An 18,354-nucleotide genomic window follows, 5' to 3' on the forward strand; every position below is an offset into this window, starting at 1 on the left:
GCCGGGGCGGCCAAAAATCAGAGCGGAATGTTGTCGTGCTTCTTCCACGGATTCTCGAGCTGCTTGTTACGCAGCTTGCGAAGCCCGAGCGCCACGCGCCGACGTGTGGAATGTGGGTAGATCACCTCGTCGATGAAACCCTTCGCGGCCGCCACGAACGGATTGGCGAAGCGATCCTCGTATTCCTTGGTCTTGGCGGCGATGCCTTCGGCATCCTGGCCGCGGAAGATGATCTCTACCGCGCCCTTGGCGCCCATGACCGCGATCTCGGCGGTGGGCCAGGCATAGTTGAGATCGCCGCGCAGGTGCTTCGACGCCATGACGTCGTAAGCGCCGCCATAGGCCTTGCGGGTGATGATCGTGATCTTCGGCACAGTCGCTTCGGCATAGGCGAACAGCAGCTTGGCGCCGTGCTTGATGATGCCGTTATGCTCCTGGCTGGTGCCGGGCAGGAAGCCGGGCACGTCGACCAGGGTGACGATCGGAATGTTGAACGCGTCGCAGAAGCGCACGAAGCGTGCCGACTTCTTCGACGAGTTGATGTCGAGCACGCCGGCCAGGACCATCGGCTGGTTGGCGACGATGCCAACCGTGCGGCCCTCGACGCGGCCGAAGCCGCAGATGATGTTGGCGGCATAGCCCGGCTGGATCTCGAAGAAGTCGCCCTCGTCGACCGTCTTCTTGATCACTTCGTGCATGTCGTAAGGCTGCGTCGCCGAAGCCGGGATGATCGTGTCGAGGCTGTTCTCGATGCGGTCCCACGGATCGGCCGACGGACGCTCGGGCACTTCCTCGCGGTTGTTCAGCGGCAGGAAGTCGAACATCTCGCGCGTGGCGAGCAGCGCCTCGATGTCGTTCTCGAGCGCGAGGTCGGCGACCGAGGTCTTGGTCGTGTGCGTAATCGCGCCGCCCAGTTCCTCCTGGGTGACGACCTCGTTGGTCACGGTCTTCACGACGTCGGGACCGGTGACGAACATGAACGAGCTGTCCTTCACCATGAAGATGAAGTCGGTGATCGCCGGCGAATAGACCGCGCCGCCCGCGCAGGGGCCCATGATGACGCTGATCTGCGGGATCACGCCCGAGGCGTTGACGTTGCGCTGGAAGATCTCGGCATAGCCGGCGAGCGCCGCGACGCCCTCCTGGATGCGCGCACCGCCCGAATCGTTGAGACCGATCACCGGCGCGCCGACCTTCATCGCCGCATCCATGATCTTGCAGATCTTCATCGCGTGACGCTCGGAAACGGCGCCGCCGAAGACGGTGAAGTCCTGGCTGAAGACGAAGACGAGGCGGCCGTTGATCGTGCCCGAGCCGGTGACCACGCCGTCGCCGGGGATCTTCTCGCTCTGGTCCATGCCGAAGTCGACGCAGTTGTGCTCGACGTAGCCGTCAACCTCTTCGAAGCTGCCCTCGTCGAGCAGGATTTCGATGCGCTCGCGCGCGGTAAGCTTGCCCTTGGCATGCTGGGCGTCGATGCGGCGCTGGCCGCCGCCCATCTTCGCCGCCGCCCGGCGACGCTCCATTTCGGCAATATTGGCTGACATGCGGGCAGAATCCTCCTGAAAGCGGACTTGCGCCTAGGCGCGCGGGGCGCTCAGCGTCAATAGCATTTAACCGCGCGATTAAAACGATCGTGTGAAAACTCGGCGGCGATCGGGGGAGCGATGGCGGGCAAAACACCGCTCGGCCAGGGACAAGTCGGCGCTCCACGAAAGCCCCGTGGCAATCCGCGTCTTTTCCGCTATGGGCGCCGCCCATCCGAAGCGGTTGGGACGAACGACCCAGTCCTCGTCCGTCCGAAACTGCGAGCCCGATGCGCGACACGCCCTTTATCACCCAGCCCCTTTCGGTCGCACTCGACCTCGTGCGCGCGCTGGCCGCACTGGCGGTGCTGATCGGCCATGCCGTGCAGCTCGGTCACTACGACGGCTACTATCCGTTCTCGACCCAGTTCCAGCACAACGCGGTGATCGTGTTCTTCGTGCTCTCGGGACTGGTCATCACCGCATCGGTCGATCGCGCCCAGTCCGCCTCGCGGCCGCAGACGCTGGCGAGCTATGCCGTGGCCCGCGCCGCGCGCATCCTGCCGGTGGCGCTTCCCGCCCTGGCGATATCGCTGGCGGTCATGCTGCTCGACGCGCTGATCCTGCCCACGGCGATCTTCGGCGAGGATGCGGTCGGCGTGCCTGCCAGCGAATGGCTGTTCGCCCTGCTGTTCCTCAGCGAGTCCTATCAGACCGCCTTTGCGCCGAATCCGCCCTATTGGTCGCTGTGCTACGAGGTCTGGTTCTACGCGCTGTTCGCGGTCGCGACCTTCCTGGGCGGATGGCAGCGGCTGTTCTGGCTCGCGGTGCTGGGCGCCCTCGCCGGCCCCAACGTGCTGCTGCTGTTTCCCGTCTGGCTCGTCGGCGTGGGACTGGCCCGGTTGCCGATCGCACGGCGCGTTCCAGTCTGGCTGGGCGCGGCGTTCGTCATGCTGGCCGTGGTCGCGCTTTTCGCCATGCCGATGATATCGCGGCCGATCTACGGCGCGATCGAGAGCACCGTGCCCTGGCGCATGGGCTTCTCGATCCTGGCGATCACCGATCTGCTGCTCGGCCTGGCACTGGCGCTGGGCTTCGCCGGCCTGCGCGGTCTGACCTTGAACCACGGCGCCTGGTTCACCCGGATCGCGCCGCCGGTCCGCTATGCGGCGAACATGTCGTTCTCGCTCTACCTGCTGCACTGGCCGCTGCTGAAGCTGCTGCGCGTACTGCGAGAGCCCGAGAACGGCCCCCTGGGCTTCGCGCTCGTGCTGGCGGTGATCCTCGTGGCAAGCGCAGTATTCGCGACGCTGACCGAACATCACACGCCGCGCTTCAAGGCACTGCTCGAACGCATCGTCCGGCCACGGCAGGAAGCCCCCGCCGCGGCCTGACGGCGGTCAGCGCATCAGTACCAGTTCCTCGGCCATCGACGGGTGCAAGGCCACCGTCGCGTCGAAGTCCGCCTTGGTCAGCCCGGCGCGCACCGCGATCGCGGCGGCTTGGAGGATCTCGGGCGATTCCGGGCCGATCATGTGGATGCCGAGGATCTTCTCCGAATTGGCATCGACGACCATCTTGTAGAGCCCGCGCTCCTGGCGGCTGGCGAAGACGTTCTTCATCGGGCGGAAGTCGGCCGAATAGACCTTGATGTTGCCGTACTTGTTGCGCGCCTCGCCCTCGGTCAGGCCGACCGCGGCGAGCGGCGGCTGCGAGAAGACCGCGCTCGGCACGCAGTCGTAGACCGTGTTGCGCTTGTTGCCGCCGAACACGCTGTCGGCGAAGGCGTGGCCCTCGCGGATCGCAATCGGGGTGAGCTGGATACGGTCGGTCACGTCGCCGACGGCATAGATGCTGTCGCAGGCGGTCTTGCTGTAGTCGTCGACCGGGATCTCCCCCTTGGGGCCGAGTTCGATGCCGGCGTTCTCGAGGCCGAGCCCATGGGTCTTGGGCTTGCGGCCCGTGGCGATCAGGACGACGTCGGCCTTGAGCGGTTCGAGCTTGCCGGGGGTCGCCAGCAGGCTGCCGTCGGCCGCCTTCTCGACCTTGGTCAGCGGGCAGTTGAACTTGTACTCGATGCCGCGCGCCATGGTGATCTGCAGCAGGCGGTCGCGCAGCGCCTGGTCGTAGCCACGCAGCAGGGTCTCGCTGCGGTTCACCACGGTGACATGGGCGCCCAGCGCGTTGAAAATGCCGGCGAATTCCATGGCGATGTAGCCGGCACCCTGGATCACCACGCGTTCGGGGAACTTCTCGAGGTGGAATACCTCGTTCGAGGTGATGCAGTGCTCGACGCCCTCGAACTCGGGCATGACCGGCCAGGCGCCGGTGGCGATGAGGATGTACTTGGCAGTGATCTCGCGCCCGCTGGCGAGCTTGACCGCGTGCGGCCCGACGATCGTCGCGCGTTCGAGGAAATGGTCGACCTTGTTGTTGTCGAGCGTCGCCGTGTAGGCCGTCTCGATGCGGGTGACGTCGCGCAGCACCGCGTCGCGCAGCACCGCCCAGTCGAACTTCATGCCCTCGACCGACCAACCGTAGTGCGAGGCATCCTGCAGTTCCTCGGCGAAGTGCGAACCGTAGACCAGGAGCTTCTTGGGCACGCAGCCGCGGATCACGCAGGTGCCGCCGATCCGATGCTCCTCGGCGACCGCGACCCTGGCCCCGTGCGAAGCCGCGATCCGGCTGGCGCGGACGCCGCCCGAACCCGCGCCGATGACGAAAAGGTCGTAGTCGTAGTCAGCCATGAAACGCTCCTGTTGCGGAGCGCATATGGGCGGCGCGACGCGATCTTGCCAATCGCTTTTGCACATCACCGCGATCGACCGCGCGACGCACGATCAGACCTGCGATCATCCGGGCGTTGTTGCCGCGCGCCCTGTCGCCGAGTGTTTGTCTACACTCGAAGTTGAGTTATGCGTTAACCTTGTTTTCGCGGCGAGCAGCGCGCCGCGATTCTGCGGTCGAGGCTCCGGTCTGCGCATGGACCGGAGCTTCGGCCGCCGTTCCTCACCCGATCCCGGCGGCCGCGAGCAGCGCCTCGGTCGAAGCGTCGAACTTGGCGCCGCCCTTCTCGATCTGCTTGGCGATCTCCTTGCCCAGCTCGACGCCGAACTGGTCGAACGGATTGATCTCCATCAGCACGGCGTTGGCGAAAGTGCGATGCTCGTGGAAGGCGATCAGCGCGCCGAGCGAGGCGGGGTTGAGCTCGTCGAGCAGGATCGTCGCCGAGGGCCGATCGCCGGGATAGGCGCGCGCGCCGTCCTCGGCATTGGCGCGCCCGGCCATCAGCGCCGCCCCCTGCGCGAAGCAGTTCGACAGCAGGATGCGGTGATGCGCGGGATCGAGCGCATCGCCCGGCTGGATCGCCGCGATGAAGTCCACGGGCACGAGGTTGGTGCCCTGGTGGAGCAGCTGGAACACCGCATGCTGCGCATCGGTGCCGACACCGCCCCAGGTGATCGGCGCGGTCGCCCCCTCGACCGGCGCGCCGTCGAGCGTGACCGACTTGCCGTTCGATTCCATCTCGAGCTGCTGGAGATAGTCGGGCAGCAGCCGCAGCCGCTCGTCGTAGGCGAAGACGCCGCGCGTCTGGCAGCCGCGGATCCGCGTGTAATACTGGTCAGCGAAGGCCGCGCGCAGCGGCAGGTTGTCGGCGCCGTCGGCATCGCGGAAATGCGCGTCCATCGCCGCGGCACCGTCGAGGAATTCGGCGAAGTCGGGCCAGCCGAGCGCGAGCGCGATCGGGAAGCCGATCGACGACCACAGCGAATAGCGCCCGCCGACGCTTTCGGCGAAAGGCAGGACGCGCGTCTCGTCGACGCCCCAGTCGACCGCCGCGTCGGGATTGGCGGTGAGCGCGACGACGCGGCCATAGGGATCGTCGACGCCGTTCTCGCGCAGCCAGGCGAGCGCGCTGCTGGCATTGGTCATCGTCTCGGTGGTGGTGAAGGTCTTCGAGGCGACGGCGATCAAGGTCGTGGCCGGATCGCAGGCCTCGAAGGCCGCTTCGAGCGCGCAGCCGTCGATGTTCGAGACGATGTGGACATCGACCATCGCGCCGTCGCGCGCGAGCGCGTCGACCACCAGCGCCGGCCCCAGCGCCGAGCCGCCGATGCCGATGTGGATCAGGTGCTTGATCTCGCCCAGCGCGCCCTGGTGCACGGCCGCGATCAGACCGTGCATGCGGGCGTGGAACATCGCCGCCTCCTCGACCGCCTGCTCGTCGCCCACGCCGCGCTGTGCGGTGTGTTCGGCCGCCCTGCCCTCGGTCGCGTTGACCGGCTCGCCCGACAGCAACGCCTCGCGCCGCCCGGCAAAGTCGGTCGCTTCGGCAAGCCGCCCGAATGCCGCCAGACGGGCTTCATCGAGATGCGTCTTCGACCAGTCGAACAGGATCGCCCCGCCCGGCAGATCGAGCCGCGTGGCCAACCGGTCGAGACGCGCCGAATCCTGCGCGAACAGGTCCGCCAGTCGCGCGCTCGGCAGCGCCTGCAGTTCGTCCCATGCCGCCTTGACCGACTCGCTCATGCGCAGATCCCTCATCATTGACGCACCGAGCTTAGCCACGCTGCAACTGCGAAGACAATCTGCGAGGCGCCGCCGCGGCATTTCGATGCGTCCCGATTACATCCACACGCGACAGGGCGGCGCGCTTGACGTAAGCCCCGGCGATCAACATGGATGGCGTAATGACCGAAACCGCTCCCGCCCAACAGGCAAAGCACCCGGCTCCCGAAGACGCCACGCCCGCCAAGCCGGCGAAAAAGGAGGAAAACTTCTTCCTCTTCCTGGCCAAGCTGGTGCTGATCGTCGTGATCTTCCGCAGCTTCGTCTTCGCGCCGTTCAACATCCCCAGCGAATCGATGCTGCCGCGGCTGCAGAACGGCGACTATCTGCTCGCGGCCAAGTGGCCCTACGGCATCTCGAACTATTCGCTGCCCTTCAGCCTGCCGATCATCCCGGGCCGCTTCTTCGCCAATCAGCCCGAGCGCGGCGACGTGGTGATCTTCAAGGCGCCGCCGACCAACAGCGACGACTACATCAAGCGCGTGATCGGCCTGCCGGGCGACCAGATCCAGATGATCGACGGCCAGCTCCACATCAACGGCAAGGCCGTGCCCAAGGAGCGCCAGCCCGATTTCCAGATCGCGGTCTCGCCCAACACGCACTGCTATGCGCCGATCTTCGAGCGCGCCAACCGCTACGAGGCGACGCGGCCCGACGGCACGCGCGTCTGCTCCTATCCGCAGTTCAAGGAAACCCTGCCCAACGGCAAGAGCTACAACGTGCTCGACCTCGAACGCACCGCACAGGACAACACCCCCGTCTTCGTCGTGCCCGAGAATTCGCTGTTCCTGATGGGCGACAACCGCGACAACTCGCTCGATAGCCGCTTTCCGGCCTTCCCCAAGCAGGGCATCGGCATCGTCCCGCAGGACAACCTCGTCGGTCGCGCCACGATCGTGATGTTCTCGACCGACGGCTCGTCCGAATGGTTCAAGCCCTGGACCTGGTTCACCGCCGCACGCTGGGACCGGATTGGCGGCACGTTCTAAGCCCATGCTCGAAGACGACACCCGCGCGTTCCTGAACACTTTCGCCGGACGGCCGCCCAAGGACGAGTCGCTCTGGCTCGAAGCGCTGACTCACGGCAGCACCGGCCACCCGCGCAATTACGAGAGGCTGGAGTTCCTCGGCGACCGCGTGCTCGGCCTGGCGATCGCCGACTGGTTGCACGAGCTCGGCACGGGCGACGAGGGCAAGCTGTCGCAGCGCCTCAACGCGCTGGTCAGCCGCACGACCTGCGCCGAGATCGCGCGCGACATTGGCCTGGGCAAGCACATGCAGCTGGGCAAGCAGGCGCGCGAGGACGGCGGCTACGACAGCGACAACATCCTCGGCGACGTGATGGAGGCGCTGCTCGGCGCGAGCTTCCTCGAACAGGGCTTCGAAGCCACGCGGATGATCGTGCGCCGGCTGTGGTCCGACGCGGTCACCGGCCAGACCGGCCAGCGCAAGCATCCCAAGTCGGCGCTGCAGGAATGGGCCGCGGGTAATCGCCGCAAGATGCCCGAATACAAGCTGATCGAGCGTTCGGGACCCGATCACGCCGCGCGTTTCACCGTGGCCGTCACGATCAAGAGCGTCGGCGAGGTCCAGGCGACCGGCTCGAGCAAGCAGGAGGCCGAGACGCTGGCCGCCGAAGAATTCTTGAAGAGGTTCGGGTAATTTCCCGACAAGCTCAGGTCCTTCGACAAGCTCTGGACGAGCGGATAGAATGAACTTTACGCCGGCCCGCTCGCGCTGAGCTCGTCGAAGTACCGGCCATAACGGAAGAACCATTGGAAATGACGGATAAGTGCGGCCTGGTTGCCGTTATCGGCGCCCCGAATGCGGGCAAGTCGACCCTGGTCAACGCGCTCGTCGGTCAGAAGGTCGCGATCGTCTCGGCCAAGGCGCAGACCACGCGGGCGCGGCTGATGGGCATCGCCCTCCAGGACAAGGTCCAGATCATCCTAGCCGACACGCCGGGCATCTTCGCGCCCAAGCGCCGGCTCGACCGGGCGATGGTTGCCGCTGCCTGGGAAGGCGCACAGGAGGCCGATGCGATCCTGCTGGTGGTCGATGCGCGCAAGAAGCGGCGCGACGATCTCGAACCGATCCTGGAATCGCTCAAGGGCCGGCGCGAGCGCAAGATCCTCGTGCTCAACAAGGTCGATTCCTGCGTCAAGGAGCCGCTGCTGGTCATGGCCCAGGAACTGACCGCGCCCGGCGAGGACGACAAGCCCGCCTTCGACGAGGTGTTCTTCGTCTCGGCGCTGACCGGCGACGGCGTGCCCGAACTCAAGACGCGGCTCGCCGAACTGATGCCCGAAGGCCCCTGGCACTATCCCGAAGACCAGGTCTCCGACGCCAGCGAGCGCCTGCTCGCGGCCGAGATCACGCGCGAGCAGATCTACCGCAAGCTCCACGACGAACTGCCCTATGACAGCGCGATCCGGCCCGAGAGCTACACGCACCGCAAGGACGGATCGATCGAGATCCACCAGCAGATCGTCGTCGCGCGCGACAGCCAGAAGGCGATCGTGCTCGGCAAGAACGGCGCCATGATCAAGGCGATCGGCGAAGCCGCGCGCAAGGAGCTGTCGGCCTTGCTCGAGGCCAAGGTCCACCTGTTCCTGCACGTCAAGGTCGAGGAAGGCTGGGCCGACAGCCGCGATCTGTTCGAGGAAATCGGGCTCGACTGGGTGCGTTGACGAGCAACGATCCTCCCCTGCAAGGGGAGGTGGCATCGGCGAAGCCGATGACGGAGGGGTGTTCCCGTCTCGGAGAGGGCTACACCCCTCCACCACCCGCTACGCGGGCGGTCCCCCTCCCCTTGCAGGGGAGGATCTAAGAACTCAGTGGACGCCCTCGCAGCTCGGCCACTCGTGATAACCGTCGGGTCCGTAGCTATAGGACAGCGGCAGCCCCTCACCGGTGCGCTCGCTGATGCAGACGACCGCGTCCTCGGTTTCCAGGCGATAGACGAGTTTGAAGCTCTTCGCCGGGCAGATCATCCCCTCGCACGAGGAGATCGTCACCCGATCGTCGCGGATGTCGACGCGATCGGCTGCGGCGTTGCCCTGCGCCAGCTCGCGCAGTTCCTCGTGCAGCATCTCGCCATTGTCGAGATTGAGCACGGCTTCCTTGATCGCCGGATTGCGCAGCATGTCGCGCCCGCCTTCGGGCAGCGAGCGGATCTTGTCGTGATAGAGCGTCATGTCGACCTTCGAATAGTCGACGGGCACGATCGTCCGCGCGGGCGCGGGTTCGGGGGCGTGATGCACGACGCCCGACGGGCGCGCGATGATATAGGTGGTCTGGCCGACCACGACGGTGCCCAGCACGCCGATCGAGGCGATCATCCCGGCAAAGGTCATGCGCGAAATCTCGCGCTTGCCCTTGAACGGCGCGGCCGCAACGACCACCGCCGTCCCCGCCAGGGCACGCAGCTTGGTGACGATACCCGGCTTCTTGGGGCCGTCCTCGCCCTCTTCGGCGACTTCGGCTTCTGCCGGCTCGGCTTCCTCCGCCACGGGCTCGGGCATGGCCGCCGTCATCTCGTCCAGCATCGCGCTGAAGTCGTCCGACAGCGGCGCGGGCGCTTCGGCTTCGGGCATCACCGGCTCGGACGGCTCGCCACCCTTCGCCTTGGTCTTGGCCGTGGCGGCGGGTTCGACCACCGGAGCCACTTCGCCGAGAAGGTCGTCGAGACTTTCGCCGAAATCGGCCGAAGCCGGCAACGGCGCGAGTTCGCCGAGAAGATCGTCGAGATCGTCCACCGGCGCGGCCGGCGGCAGCGGCGCCAGCTCGCCCAGGATATCGTCGAGGCTTTCGGCCGCTTCGGGAGCGGCCAGCGGCGCGATCTCACCGAGGAGATCGTCGAGAGAAGCGACCGGCTCGGCCGCGGCCGGCGGTGCGATTTCACCCAGAAGATCGTCGAGCGCGTCGACCGGCTCGGCAGGGGCCAGCGGCGCGATTTCACCCAGCAGGTCGTCGAGCACATCGACTGGCTCAGCAGCGGCCGGCGGTGCGATCTCGCCCAGAAGATCGTCGAGCGCGTCGACCGGTTCGGCAGCGGCCGGCGGTGCGATTTCACCGAGAAGGTCGTCGAGGGCGTCGACCGGTTCGGCGGCCGGCGGTGCGATCTCGCCGAGGAGATCGTCGAGGTCCTCGACCGGAGCCGGAGCCGGTGGCACGACCTTGCCCATGACGTAGTCGACGGTCTCGACCGCTTCGACCGGGGCATCGGCGGCCTCCGCCGGCGCGATCTCGCCGAGCAGGTCATCGAGGTCATCGATCGGTTCGGCAGGGGCTGGCGGTGCTATCTCGCCCAGGAGATCGTCGAGATCATCGACCGGCGCGACGGCGGAAGGCGCGATCTCGCCGAGCATGTCGTCGAGGCTGTCTTCGACCGCAGGCGGCAGCGGTGGCGGCAGGATCTCGCCGAGAATGTCATCGAGCCCGTCGAGCGTTTCGACCGGCACGGCTACGCCGAGTTCGCCGAGAATGTCGTCGAGATCGGTGGCGTCGGCGGCCGCTACGGCCGGCTCGGAGCCCTTCTCCAGCACGTCCACGGCCTCACGCCCCGCGGCCCGGCGGGTGGACGAGCCTTTCGTGCGTTTGGTCTCGGACAAGGGGAGCTCTTCTCTGGCGGCAAATCTGCCGTTCCCCTCTGCCGAGATATAGTAAATATCCGGTGACCAAGTCCCTCCCGCAAATTACGCGAGGGGCCATTTGGCGGGGACGAAACCCGTCCCCGCCGCGCGTGGCTATTCGGCAACCTTCTTCTTGGCCGGTGCCTTCTTCGCCGGAGCCTTCTTGGCGGGTGCCTTTTTCGCCGCGCCCTCGCCCGTAGCTTCCTTCTTGGCCGCGGGTTTCTTGGCCGGAGCCTTCTTGGCCGGAGCCTTCTTGCGGCCGCCCTTCTTCGACGGGCCCTTGGCGGCGCGCTCGTCGATCAGCACGATGGCCTCTTCGAGCGTCAGGTCCTCGGGCTTCTTGTCGCGCGGCAGGGTGGCGTTGGTCGTCCCGTCGGTGACGTAGGGGCCATAACGCCCCGCCATCAGCTTCATCTCGCCGCCCGAGGTCGGGTGCGGGCCGAAGGTGTTGAGCGGCTCGGCCGCCGCGCGCGCGCCGCGTCCGCCGCCGTTGGCGGCATCGGCCAGCTTGGCGACCGCGGCGTTCATGCCGGTCTCGAACACCTCGAGCGTGCCGCGCAGCTTCGCGTACTTGCCGTTGTGCGCGAGGTATGGCCCGTAACGGCCGATCGAAGCGGTGATCGGCTGGCCGGTCTCCGGGTGCTCACCGATCGTGCGCGGCAGGCCTAGCAACTGCACCGCCCAGTCGAGCGTGAGCTCGCCGTTGGGCAGGTCCTTGGGGATCGACGACCGCTTGGCCTCCTTGCCCTCGCCCATCTGGATGTAGGGGCCGAAACGGCCGGCCTTGCGCGTGATCTCCTCGCCCGTCTCGGGATGCTTGCCGAGCACGCCGTCGCCCTCGGCATCCTGGCCGTCGGCGCCCGGCTGGGCGAACTTGCGGGTGAACTTGCACTCGGGATAGTTCGAGCAGGCGATGAAGGCGCCGTAACGGCCGCCGCGCAGCGAGAGCCGGCCTTCCTGGCACTTGGGGCACAGACGCGGGTCCGAACCGTCCTCGCGCGGCGGGAACAGGTAGTCCGAGAGAAACTCGTCGAGCGCCTCGGTGACTTCCGAAGGCTTGCGCTCCATGACCTCGTCGGACTTCGGCTTGAAGTCCCTCCAGAACTTGGCGAGCAGTTCCTTCCACTGCTCGCGCCCGCCCGACACGTCGTCGAGCTCCTCCTCCATCCCGGCGGTGAATTCGTAGGCGACATAGCGCGGGAAGAAGCGTTCGAGAAACGCCGTCAGCAGTCGCCCCGATTCCTCTGCGAAGAAACGGTTTTTCTCGACGCGGACGTAGTTGCGGTCCTTAAGCACCTGCAGGGTCGAGGCATAGGTCGAAGGCCGGCCGATGCCGAGCTCCTCGAGCCGCTTGACCAGCGAGGCTTCGGAGAAGCGCGGCGGCGGCTGGGTGAAGTGCTGGCTGGCCTCGACGCCCTTCTTCGCGGGCATGTCGCCCTTGTTCATCGCCGGCAGCAGGCCCGAATCGTCGTCGCCGTCCGCGCCGTCCTGCTTCTGGTCGCGACCTTCCTCGTAGACCGCGAGGAAGCCGGGGAACTTCACGACCTGGCCGGTCGCGCGCAGCTCGTGCTGGCCGGTGCCGTCGCGCAGGGTGACGGTGGTGCGCTCGATGTTCGCCGAGGCCATCTGGCTGGCCAGCGCGCGCTTCCAGACGAGCTCGTAGAGCCGCGCCTCGTCACCCGAACCGTAGCGGTCCTTGGTGAAGTCGGTCGGACGGATCGCCTCGTGGGCTTCCTGCGCGTTCTTGGCCTTGGTCTCGTAGTGGCGCGGCTTCTCGGGCACGTAGTGGCCCGAATAGCGATCGGTGATCGCCGCGCGCGCGGCCGAAACGGCCGACGGGTCCATCTGCACGCCGTCGGTACGCATGTAGGTGATCGCGCCCTGCTCGTAGAGCGTCTGCGCGATCCGCATGGTGTGGCTGGCCGAGAAGCCGAGCTTGCGCGCGGCTTCCTGCTGCAGGGTCGAGGTGGTGAACGGCGGCTGCGGGTTGCGGCGGGTCGGCTTGGTCTCGACCTCCTCGACGCGGAAGGCTCCGCCCTCGACCGCGGCCTTGGCGCGCATGGCCACGCCCTGCTCGCCCAGGCTCAGCCGGTCGAGCTTCTGCCCGTCGAACTTGACGAGGCGCGCGGTGAACTCGGTGCCGCCCTGCTCCAACTGCGCGGCGACCGACCAGTATTCCTGCGGCTTGAACGCCTCGATCTCGCGATCACGCTCGACGATCAGGCGCAGCGCGACCGACTGGACGCGGCCCGCGCTCTTGGCGCCGGGCAGCTTGCGCCAGAGCACCGGCGACAAGGTGAAGCCGAACAGGTAGTCGAGCGCGCGGCGCGCCAGATAGGCGTCGATCAGATCCTGATCGAGCTCGCGCGGCGCCTGCATCGCCTTGGTCACCGTGTCCTTGGTGATGGCGTTGAAGGTCACGCGCTGGACGTCCTTGGGCAGCGCCTTCTTCTTGGCCAGCAGCTCCTGGACGTGCCACGAGATCGCCTCGCCCTCGCGATCAGGGTCGGTCGCGAGGATCAGGCGGTCGGCCTGCTTGGCCAGATCGGTGATCGCCTTCACCTGCTTGGCCTTGTCGCCGTAGAGTTCCCAGTCCATCGCGAACTCTTCGTCGGGACGGACCGAGCCGTCCTTCGCCGGCAGATCGCGGACATGGCCGTAGGAAGCGAGGACCTTGTAGTCCTTGCCCAGGTACTTCTCGATGGTCTTCGCCTTGGCCGGCGACTCGACGATGACTAGCTGCATTGCTTCTCTGTATGCCCCTGCTCACACGTATGCGTATACGTGTACGCGTAAGGTGGTGACCCTTTGGGGGCGTCGTCAAGCGTTAGGCGAAGACGGTGCGCAGTCTAGCCCCTGAAACCTCGACCGCGTTCGCAGATGCCACCGCCGTTACCCAACCCGCAACGATCGTCGCACAGACCAAAAGGTTGATAGGCAAGCTGACATAAAGCGTGCCGGGGCTGACGCCGAGCCCGCGAACCACGAGCATGCCGCCCACGAGGATCGCCGCCAGCACTCCCAAATACCCGCAAGACAAGAGGAGAAAGGTGCCTTGCGAGGGCTTCGTAGCAGCCCAACTCGTTCGCAGGGCCTCGCCAACCGCCATCTCGTTGCGGACGATCAGCGGGGTAACCAGATACCAGCGAGCCATCAGAACGACGCCCGGCACGATCAGCAAGAGCATGCCGAAGCCGATCGCGATCCCCGAAAGGATGCTCGCGATCGCCAGCCCCCTGTACTGGCGACTGGCGATCACGGGATCATAGTTGTCGAACAATTTTGCCGTCGTCAGGCATTGCAGAAAGACCTGACCGAAAAACATGGCGACCGAAAGGCTCGTGCCACCAAACCGATCGCTGACATAGTTCATGAACCCTAGCGCGAGGACGCCGCCGATCAGGTACGACCGATTCTCACGAAAAAGCGCCATCGCACCAGCGACGACGTCCGAGAGCGAAATCGCGCGATATTCCATCCTGTCATCTCCCCGTTGCGCTCCGGGCTAGCGACAACGGAGATAAGATTTTCTCAACGCAGGTCTCGGGTTGGAACCCTACTCCGCCAAGCTCAACGCAAGGTCGCCAGCTTCGACACCAGCACCTGGTTCGCCTCGGTGGCGAGCTGGCGCGCGCCGGCTGAATAGGCGCCGGGCTCGGGCGTGAAGGTGAACTTCTTCGAGCTGTTGGTGCCGACGCCGCCGAGCAGGCCGATGGCGTTGCCCAGGGCGTTCGACACCTTTTCGCCGCTGCCCATCGAGTCCGCCTTGCGGAAGAAGTTGCCGCCGATCGCGACGGGCTCGGCCAGGGCCAGGCTGCCGGTCTTGTTGTTCGGGCCGATGATCGAGAGCTTCGACTGGGTCTCCATCATCGCCAGCCCGCCCTCGACGTTGACCGCCGACGAATTGCGGAACCAGCCGCCGTATTCCTCGCTCTTCGCGAAATCGAGGTAGTAGACGACGTTGAGCACGCGCGTGCCGGTGTCCTTGGCATAGTTGCTGAAGCCGAGCGCCGCCTGCGATCCGCTCATGATCAGGCCCATCGCGCCGAAGCCGCTGGCGGCGACGTCGCCGGGCATCAGGCGCAGCGGCGCGGTCTGGCTGGCGGCGATGAACAGGACCTTGGCCTTGTCGTCGCGGCCGGTGATCGTAGTCATCTCCTTGGGACCGGGCTCGCCCTGCGCGCGCGCCATCGCCGGGTGCGAGTCGAGCGGCGCGCGATCGGCCACCTCGAAGCCCGCGGCGGTGAGCTGGCTCACCAGGTCGCCATAGGCCGCGTCGACGATCTCCTGCAGTTCGGCCTGGGTATACCCGGCCAGGGTCGAGCGCACGGTCGAACGTCCGCCGAAACCCGAGCCCATCAGGCCGCCACCGGCCTTGGTCGAATCCTTGCGCTCGATCAGGAAGCCGATCGTGAACTGGCCGATCGTGACGCGCTGCGTGCCCTTGATGTTGGCGGCCGAAGTGACCTTCACCGGCTCCGACTGCTTGGACAGCGCCGGCACGGCCGAAACGAGCGAAATAGCGACGGCGAAACCGGTCGCAGCCTTTCTGATCCCCATAAATAATGCCCCTTCTTGTCTTCCCCAAGACAAGGGCATCATACTTGACCGATACTGCCGATCAAGTGACGGAATTTACGCGATATTACCGGGACCACCCCCATTCGGGGGTTGACGCTGTCACCCGCCCGCAAGCGACACCCGGCCGCCGGCATGGCGTGTCAGCCGGCCGGTGATCTCGAGTTCGAGCAGGGCGAGCTGGACCGAGGCCGGACTCTCGCCGCTCTGGCGGATGAGCTCGTCGACCGCGACCGGCGCCGTGGTTAGCAGACCGGCAATGTCGGCGGGGGTTTCGGCCCGGCCCTCGTCCGCCGGCGGCGCGGCTTCGCGCAGGCTCTCGCGAGGAGCACCGTCGTAGCCCGACAGCAGCTCGATCACGTCGTCGGGGCTCTGCACGAGCACGGCACCCTCGCGGATCAGCTGGTTGCAGCCGTGCGAGCGGCTGTCGAGCGGCGAGCCGGGAATCGCCATGACCTCGCGACCGAACTCGCCGGCGAGCCGCGCGGTGATCAGCGAGCCCGACTTCGGCGCCGCCTCGACCACCACGGTTCCCGCCGCCAGCCCGGCGATGATGCGGTTGCGCGAGGGGAAATGCCGCGCCAGCGGCTCGGTGCCGATCGGCTGTTCGGCGACCAGCAGGCCGCGCATCGAGATCTCCTCCTGCAGGTCGGCGTGCTCGGGTGGATAGGCCTGGTCGATGCCGCTGGCGATCACCCCGATCGTCGCTCCTCCCGACAGGGCCCCGCGGTGCGCCGCACCGTCGATGCCGCGCGCCAGACCCGAGACGACGACGAAGCCCGCCTCGGCCAGCGCCGCCGCGAAATCCCTGGCCAGCTTGACCGCCGCCGCCGAAGCGTTGCGCGCGCCGACCACGGCCACGGCGGGGCGCGAGGCCAATGCGGCATCGCCGCGCACGGTCAGGATCGGCGGCGCGCTGTCGATGCGTGCGAGCAGCGCCGGGTAGTCGAGCAGGTCGTGGAACAGATAGCGCGCGCCGACGCGCTTCACCCCCGCGATCTCCTCGGCCACGCGGGCTTCGGACGCCGCACGATAAGACCGCCCACCGCGTGCGGCGAGATCGGGCAAGGCCTCGAGCGCGGCGACGGCATCGCCGAAGCGCTGGAGCAGCTGACGATAGCCGATCGGGCCGATGTTGGGCGAACGAAGCAGGCGGATGCGGGCGAAGGCCTCGGTCTGGCTCAGCGTCTGAGCCGGACCGTTCATGCGGACTTGCTGCCCCCGATCCGCGGTTCGGTGCCGGCGCGCAGCCGGCCAATGTTGGCGCGGTGGAGCCAGATCACCAGTGCGGCCAGCACGACCAGCACGGGGACGAAGGCCTCGTGCCCGGTCGCCAGCGCGGCGATCGGCGCGATCACCGCAGCGCTCATGCCGCCGAGCGAGGAAACCCGCGTCAGCGCCAGCACGCCGAGCCAGGTCACCGCATAGGCCAGGCCGATCGGCCAGGCGAGGCCAAGCGCCACCCCCATCAGGGTCGCGACGCCCTTGCCGCCCTTGAAGCGCAGCCAGATCGGGAAGCAGTGGCCGATCACCGCGCCGAGCGCCGCGAACCCTGCGGCCTGCGCACCGAAGCGCCAGGCGATCAGCACCGCGGCCAGGCCCTTGCCGAGATCGAGCAGCAAGGTCGCCGCGGCCAGCCCCTTGCGCCCCGTACGCAGCACGTTGGTCGCACCGATGTTACCCGAGCCGATCGCCCGCAGGTCGCCGGCCCCGGTCAGGCGCGTGAGGATCAGGCCGAACGGCACCGAGCCGAGGGCGTAACCGAACAAAAGACTGACTATCCACTCCATCGCGGCACCCATAACCGTCCGTCCTGAGCTTGTCGAAGGGCTGTTCTTCCTTTTGCTCCGTTGCCGAAGTAAAGGGCAGCCATTCAACGCGCTAAGGGCGGACGGGGATTGTTGTTGTGACCGAGGCTACCGCCCCCATCCTGCTGTTCGACTCAGGCGTCGGCGGCCTTTCGGTGCTCGCCGAAGTCCGCGCCCAGCTTCCCGATGCGCCGATCATCTATGCCGCCGACAACGCCGGCCTGCCCTATGGCAGCAAGACCGAGGCGCAGATCGCCGCGCGCGTCGCCGGGCTGCTCGGCCGAATGACCGAACGCTATCGGCCGCGGCTGGTCTGCATCGCCTGCAACACCGCCTCGACGATCGCGCTGGGCATGGTCCGCGAAGTGCTCGAAGTGCCGATCGTCGGCACGGTCCCCGCGATCAAACCCGCGGCAGCGCTGACCGAGACGGGCACGATCGGCCTGCTCGGCACCGAGGCGACGATCCGCCAAGGCTACGTCGATCGGCTCGAGGCCGAATTCGCCCAAGGCAAGCACCTGCTGCGCTTCGGCGCGCCCGAGCTGGTCGCCGCCGCCGAGGCCAAACTGCGCGGCGAGAGCGTCGATCCGGCGATCTTCGCGCGGGCTGCCGCCGGCCTGCGCGACCAGCCCGGCGGCGATGCGATCGATACCGTCGTCCTGGCCTGCACGCATTTCCCGCTGGTCGAGCGCGAACTGGCCGAGGCTTTCGGCCCAGCGGTGCGCTTCGTTCACGGCGCGCCGGGCATCGCGCGCCGGATCGTCCACCTGACCGAAGGCCAGGATTTCGTGCGCCAGGCGACCGATCTGGCGCTGTTCACGCGCGACGGAGCCGACGTCGCAGAGCTCTCCGCCACTCTGCAGAATTACCGATTATTACGTATAGAAATTCTGTGACCCAGGCTGGATCAATGCCGCTGGCAAAATCACCGGGGTTCAGCTAAAGCGCTGATCAAAGGCCCCGGGGGGAAGGCCGAGTAATTTCGCAGGACGGGCTTTTGTGAACTACGACAAGATTTTCGATCAGGCGATCGAGCGCCTGCACGCCGAAGGCCGCTATCGGGTCTTCATCGACATCCTCCGCAACAAGGGCGCGTTCCCCAACGCGCGCTGCTTCGCCGGGCACAACGGGCCCAAGCCGATCACGGTCTGGTGCTCGAACGACTACCTCGCGATGGGCCAGCACCCCAAGGTCATCGCCGCGATGGAAGAGGCGCTGCACAACGTCGGCGCGGGCTCG

Annotated in this window: 14 protein-coding genes and 1 pseudogene; 6 read left to right on the top strand and 9 right to left on the bottom strand. The window is 67.0% G+C overall.

Going from position 1 to position 18,354, the window contains the following annotated elements:
* Positions 1-17 precede the first annotated feature (17 nt).
* Positions 18-1,547, bottom strand: coding sequence for an acyl-CoA carboxylase subunit beta (locus tag OLX23_RS05805; RefSeq protein WP_264443668.1), 1,530 nt, complete (start codon positions 1,545-1,547; stop codon positions 18-20).
* A 269-nt stretch (positions 1,548-1,816) separates the two neighbouring features.
* Here OLX23_RS05805 and OLX23_RS05810 point away from each other — a divergent pair, with 269 nt between their 5' ends.
* Positions 1,817-2,920, top strand: coding sequence for an acyltransferase family protein (locus tag OLX23_RS05810; protein ID WP_264443669.1), 1,104 nt, complete (start codon positions 1,817-1,819; stop codon positions 2,918-2,920).
* A 6-nt stretch (positions 2,921-2,926) separates the two neighbouring features.
* Here the strand turns inward: OLX23_RS05810 and gorA are convergent, their stop codons facing one another.
* Positions 2,927-4,273, bottom strand: coding sequence for a glutathione-disulfide reductase (gene gorA, locus OLX23_RS05815; RefSeq protein WP_264443670.1), 1,347 nt, complete (start codon positions 4,271-4,273; stop codon positions 2,927-2,929).
* Positions 4,274-4,535: 262 nt separating this feature from the next.
* A complete protein-coding gene (gene pgi / locus OLX23_RS05820; protein WP_264443671.1) occupies positions 4,536-6,056 on the bottom strand; it encodes a glucose-6-phosphate isomerase in 1,521 nt (506 codons plus the stop codon).
* Between the two features lie 161 nt (positions 6,057-6,217).
* Here pgi and lepB point away from each other — a divergent pair, with 161 nt between their 5' ends.
* The 3 genes from lepB (at position 6,218) to era (ending at position 8,785) form a co-directional block, all read left to right on the top strand.
* Positions 6,218-7,084, top strand: a complete 867-nt coding sequence (gene lepB, locus OLX23_RS05825; RefSeq protein WP_264443672.1) for a signal peptidase I — start codon at positions 6,218-6,220, stop codon at positions 7,082-7,084.
* Positions 7,085-7,088: 4 nt separating this feature from the next.
* On the top strand, positions 7,089-7,757 hold the full coding sequence (gene rnc, locus OLX23_RS05830) for a ribonuclease III (RefSeq protein ID WP_264443673.1): 669 nt from the start codon (positions 7,089-7,091) through the stop codon (positions 7,755-7,757).
* A 119-nt stretch (positions 7,758-7,876) separates the two neighbouring features.
* Complete coding sequence (gene era, locus OLX23_RS05835) at positions 7,877-8,785, top strand: GTPase Era (protein ID WP_264443675.1); 909 nt, start codon at positions 7,877-7,879, stop codon at positions 8,783-8,785.
* Positions 8,786-8,929: 144 nt separating this feature from the next.
* On the opposite strand, the gene OLX23_RS05840 is transcribed toward era, so the two are convergent.
* The 6 genes from OLX23_RS05840 to plsY all read right to left on the bottom strand — a co-directional run bounded on the left by OLX23_RS05840 (position 8,930) and on the right by plsY (position 17,097).
* Positions 8,930-10,708: a DUF935 domain-containing protein gene (locus OLX23_RS05840; RefSeq protein ID WP_264443676.1), complete on the bottom strand. Its 1,779-nt coding sequence runs from the start codon at positions 10,706-10,708 to the stop codon at positions 8,930-8,932.
* Positions 10,709-10,843: 135 nt separating this feature from the next.
* Complete coding sequence (gene topA, locus OLX23_RS05845) at positions 10,844-13,474, bottom strand: type I DNA topoisomerase (RefSeq protein ID WP_264443677.1); 2,631 nt, start codon at positions 13,472-13,474, stop codon at positions 10,844-10,846.
* 82 nt (positions 13,475-13,556) lie between these two features.
* Positions 13,557-14,207, bottom strand: coding sequence for a hypothetical protein (locus OLX23_RS05850; RefSeq protein ID WP_264443678.1), 651 nt, complete (start codon positions 14,205-14,207; stop codon positions 13,557-13,559).
* A gap of 92 nt (positions 14,208-14,299) precedes the next feature.
* Positions 14,300-15,289, bottom strand: a complete 990-nt coding sequence (locus OLX23_RS05855) for a hypothetical protein (RefSeq protein WP_264443679.1) — start codon at positions 15,287-15,289, stop codon at positions 14,300-14,302.
* A gap of 120 nt (positions 15,290-15,409) precedes the next feature.
* Positions 15,410-16,513, bottom strand: a complete 1,104-nt coding sequence (dprA, locus tag OLX23_RS05860; protein WP_264443680.1) for a DNA-processing protein DprA — start codon at positions 16,511-16,513, stop codon at positions 15,410-15,412.
* Positions 16,510-17,097, bottom strand: coding sequence for a glycerol-3-phosphate 1-O-acyltransferase PlsY (plsY, locus tag OLX23_RS05865; RefSeq protein ID WP_413629781.1), 588 nt, complete (start codon positions 17,095-17,097; stop codon positions 16,510-16,512). The genes dprA and plsY overlap by 4 nt, the downstream gene beginning before the upstream one ends.
* 116 nt (positions 17,098-17,213) lie before the next feature.
* On the opposite strand from plsY, the gene murI reads away from it, so the two are divergent.
* Both murI and OLX23_RS05875 read left to right on the top strand, forming a co-directional pair.
* Entirely contained in the window at positions 17,214-18,011 is a 798-nt protein-coding gene (murI, locus tag OLX23_RS05870; RefSeq protein WP_264443683.1) for a glutamate racemase, read from the top strand.
* Between the two features lie 103 nt (positions 18,012-18,114).
* Positions 18,115-18,354 (top strand): annotated as a pseudogene (locus OLX23_RS05875) (5-aminolevulinate synthase); the annotation flags it as partial.

The sequence above is a fragment of the Novosphingobium sp. JCM 18896 genome (assembly GCF_025938095.1).
In the GTDB taxonomy this organism is placed as follows: domain Bacteria; phylum Pseudomonadota; class Alphaproteobacteria; order Sphingomonadales; family Sphingomonadaceae; genus Novosphingobium.

What these genes read in the sequence shown, in the direction of transcription:
- OLX23_RS05805 (WP_264443668.1), bottom strand. Translation starts at nt 1,547, where the DNA reads ATGTCAGCCAATATTGCCGAAATGGAGCGTCGCCGGGCGGCGGCGAAG.
- OLX23_RS05810 (WP_264443669.1), top strand. Translation starts at nt 1,817, where the DNA reads ATGCGCGACACGCCCTTTATCACCCAGCCCCTTTCGGTCGCACTCGAC.
- gorA (WP_264443670.1), bottom strand. Translation starts at nt 4,273, where the DNA reads ATGGCTGACTACGACTACGACCTTTTCGTCATCGGCGCGGGTTCGGGC.
- pgi (WP_264443671.1), bottom strand. Translation starts at nt 6,056, where the DNA reads ATGAGCGAGTCGGTCAAGGCGGCATGGGACGAACTGCAGGCGCTGCCG.
- lepB (WP_264443672.1), top strand. Translation starts at nt 6,218, where the DNA reads ATGACCGAAACCGCTCCCGCCCAACAGGCAAAGCACCCGGCTCCCGAA.
- rnc (WP_264443673.1), top strand. Translation starts at nt 7,089, where the DNA reads ATGCTCGAAGACGACACCCGCGCGTTCCTGAACACTTTCGCCGGACGG.
- era (WP_264443675.1), top strand. Translation starts at nt 7,877, where the DNA reads ATGACGGATAAGTGCGGCCTGGTTGCCGTTATCGGCGCCCCGAATGCG.
- topA (WP_264443677.1), bottom strand. Translation starts at nt 13,474, where the DNA reads ATGCAGCTAGTCATCGTCGAGTCGCCGGCCAAGGCGAAGACCATCGAG.
- OLX23_RS05850 (WP_264443678.1), bottom strand. Translation starts at nt 14,207, where the DNA reads ATGGAATATCGCGCGATTTCGCTCTCGGACGTCGTCGCTGGTGCGATG.
- OLX23_RS05855 (WP_264443679.1), bottom strand. Translation starts at nt 15,289, where the DNA reads ATGGGGATCAGAAAGGCTGCGACCGGTTTCGCCGTCGCTATTTCGCTC.
- dprA (WP_264443680.1), bottom strand. Translation starts at nt 16,513, where the DNA reads ATGAACGGTCCGGCTCAGACGCTGAGCCAGACCGAGGCCTTCGCCCGC.
- plsY (WP_413629781.1), bottom strand. Translation starts at nt 17,097, where the DNA reads ATGGAGTGGATAGTCAGTCTTTTGTTCGGTTACGCCCTCGGCTCGGTG.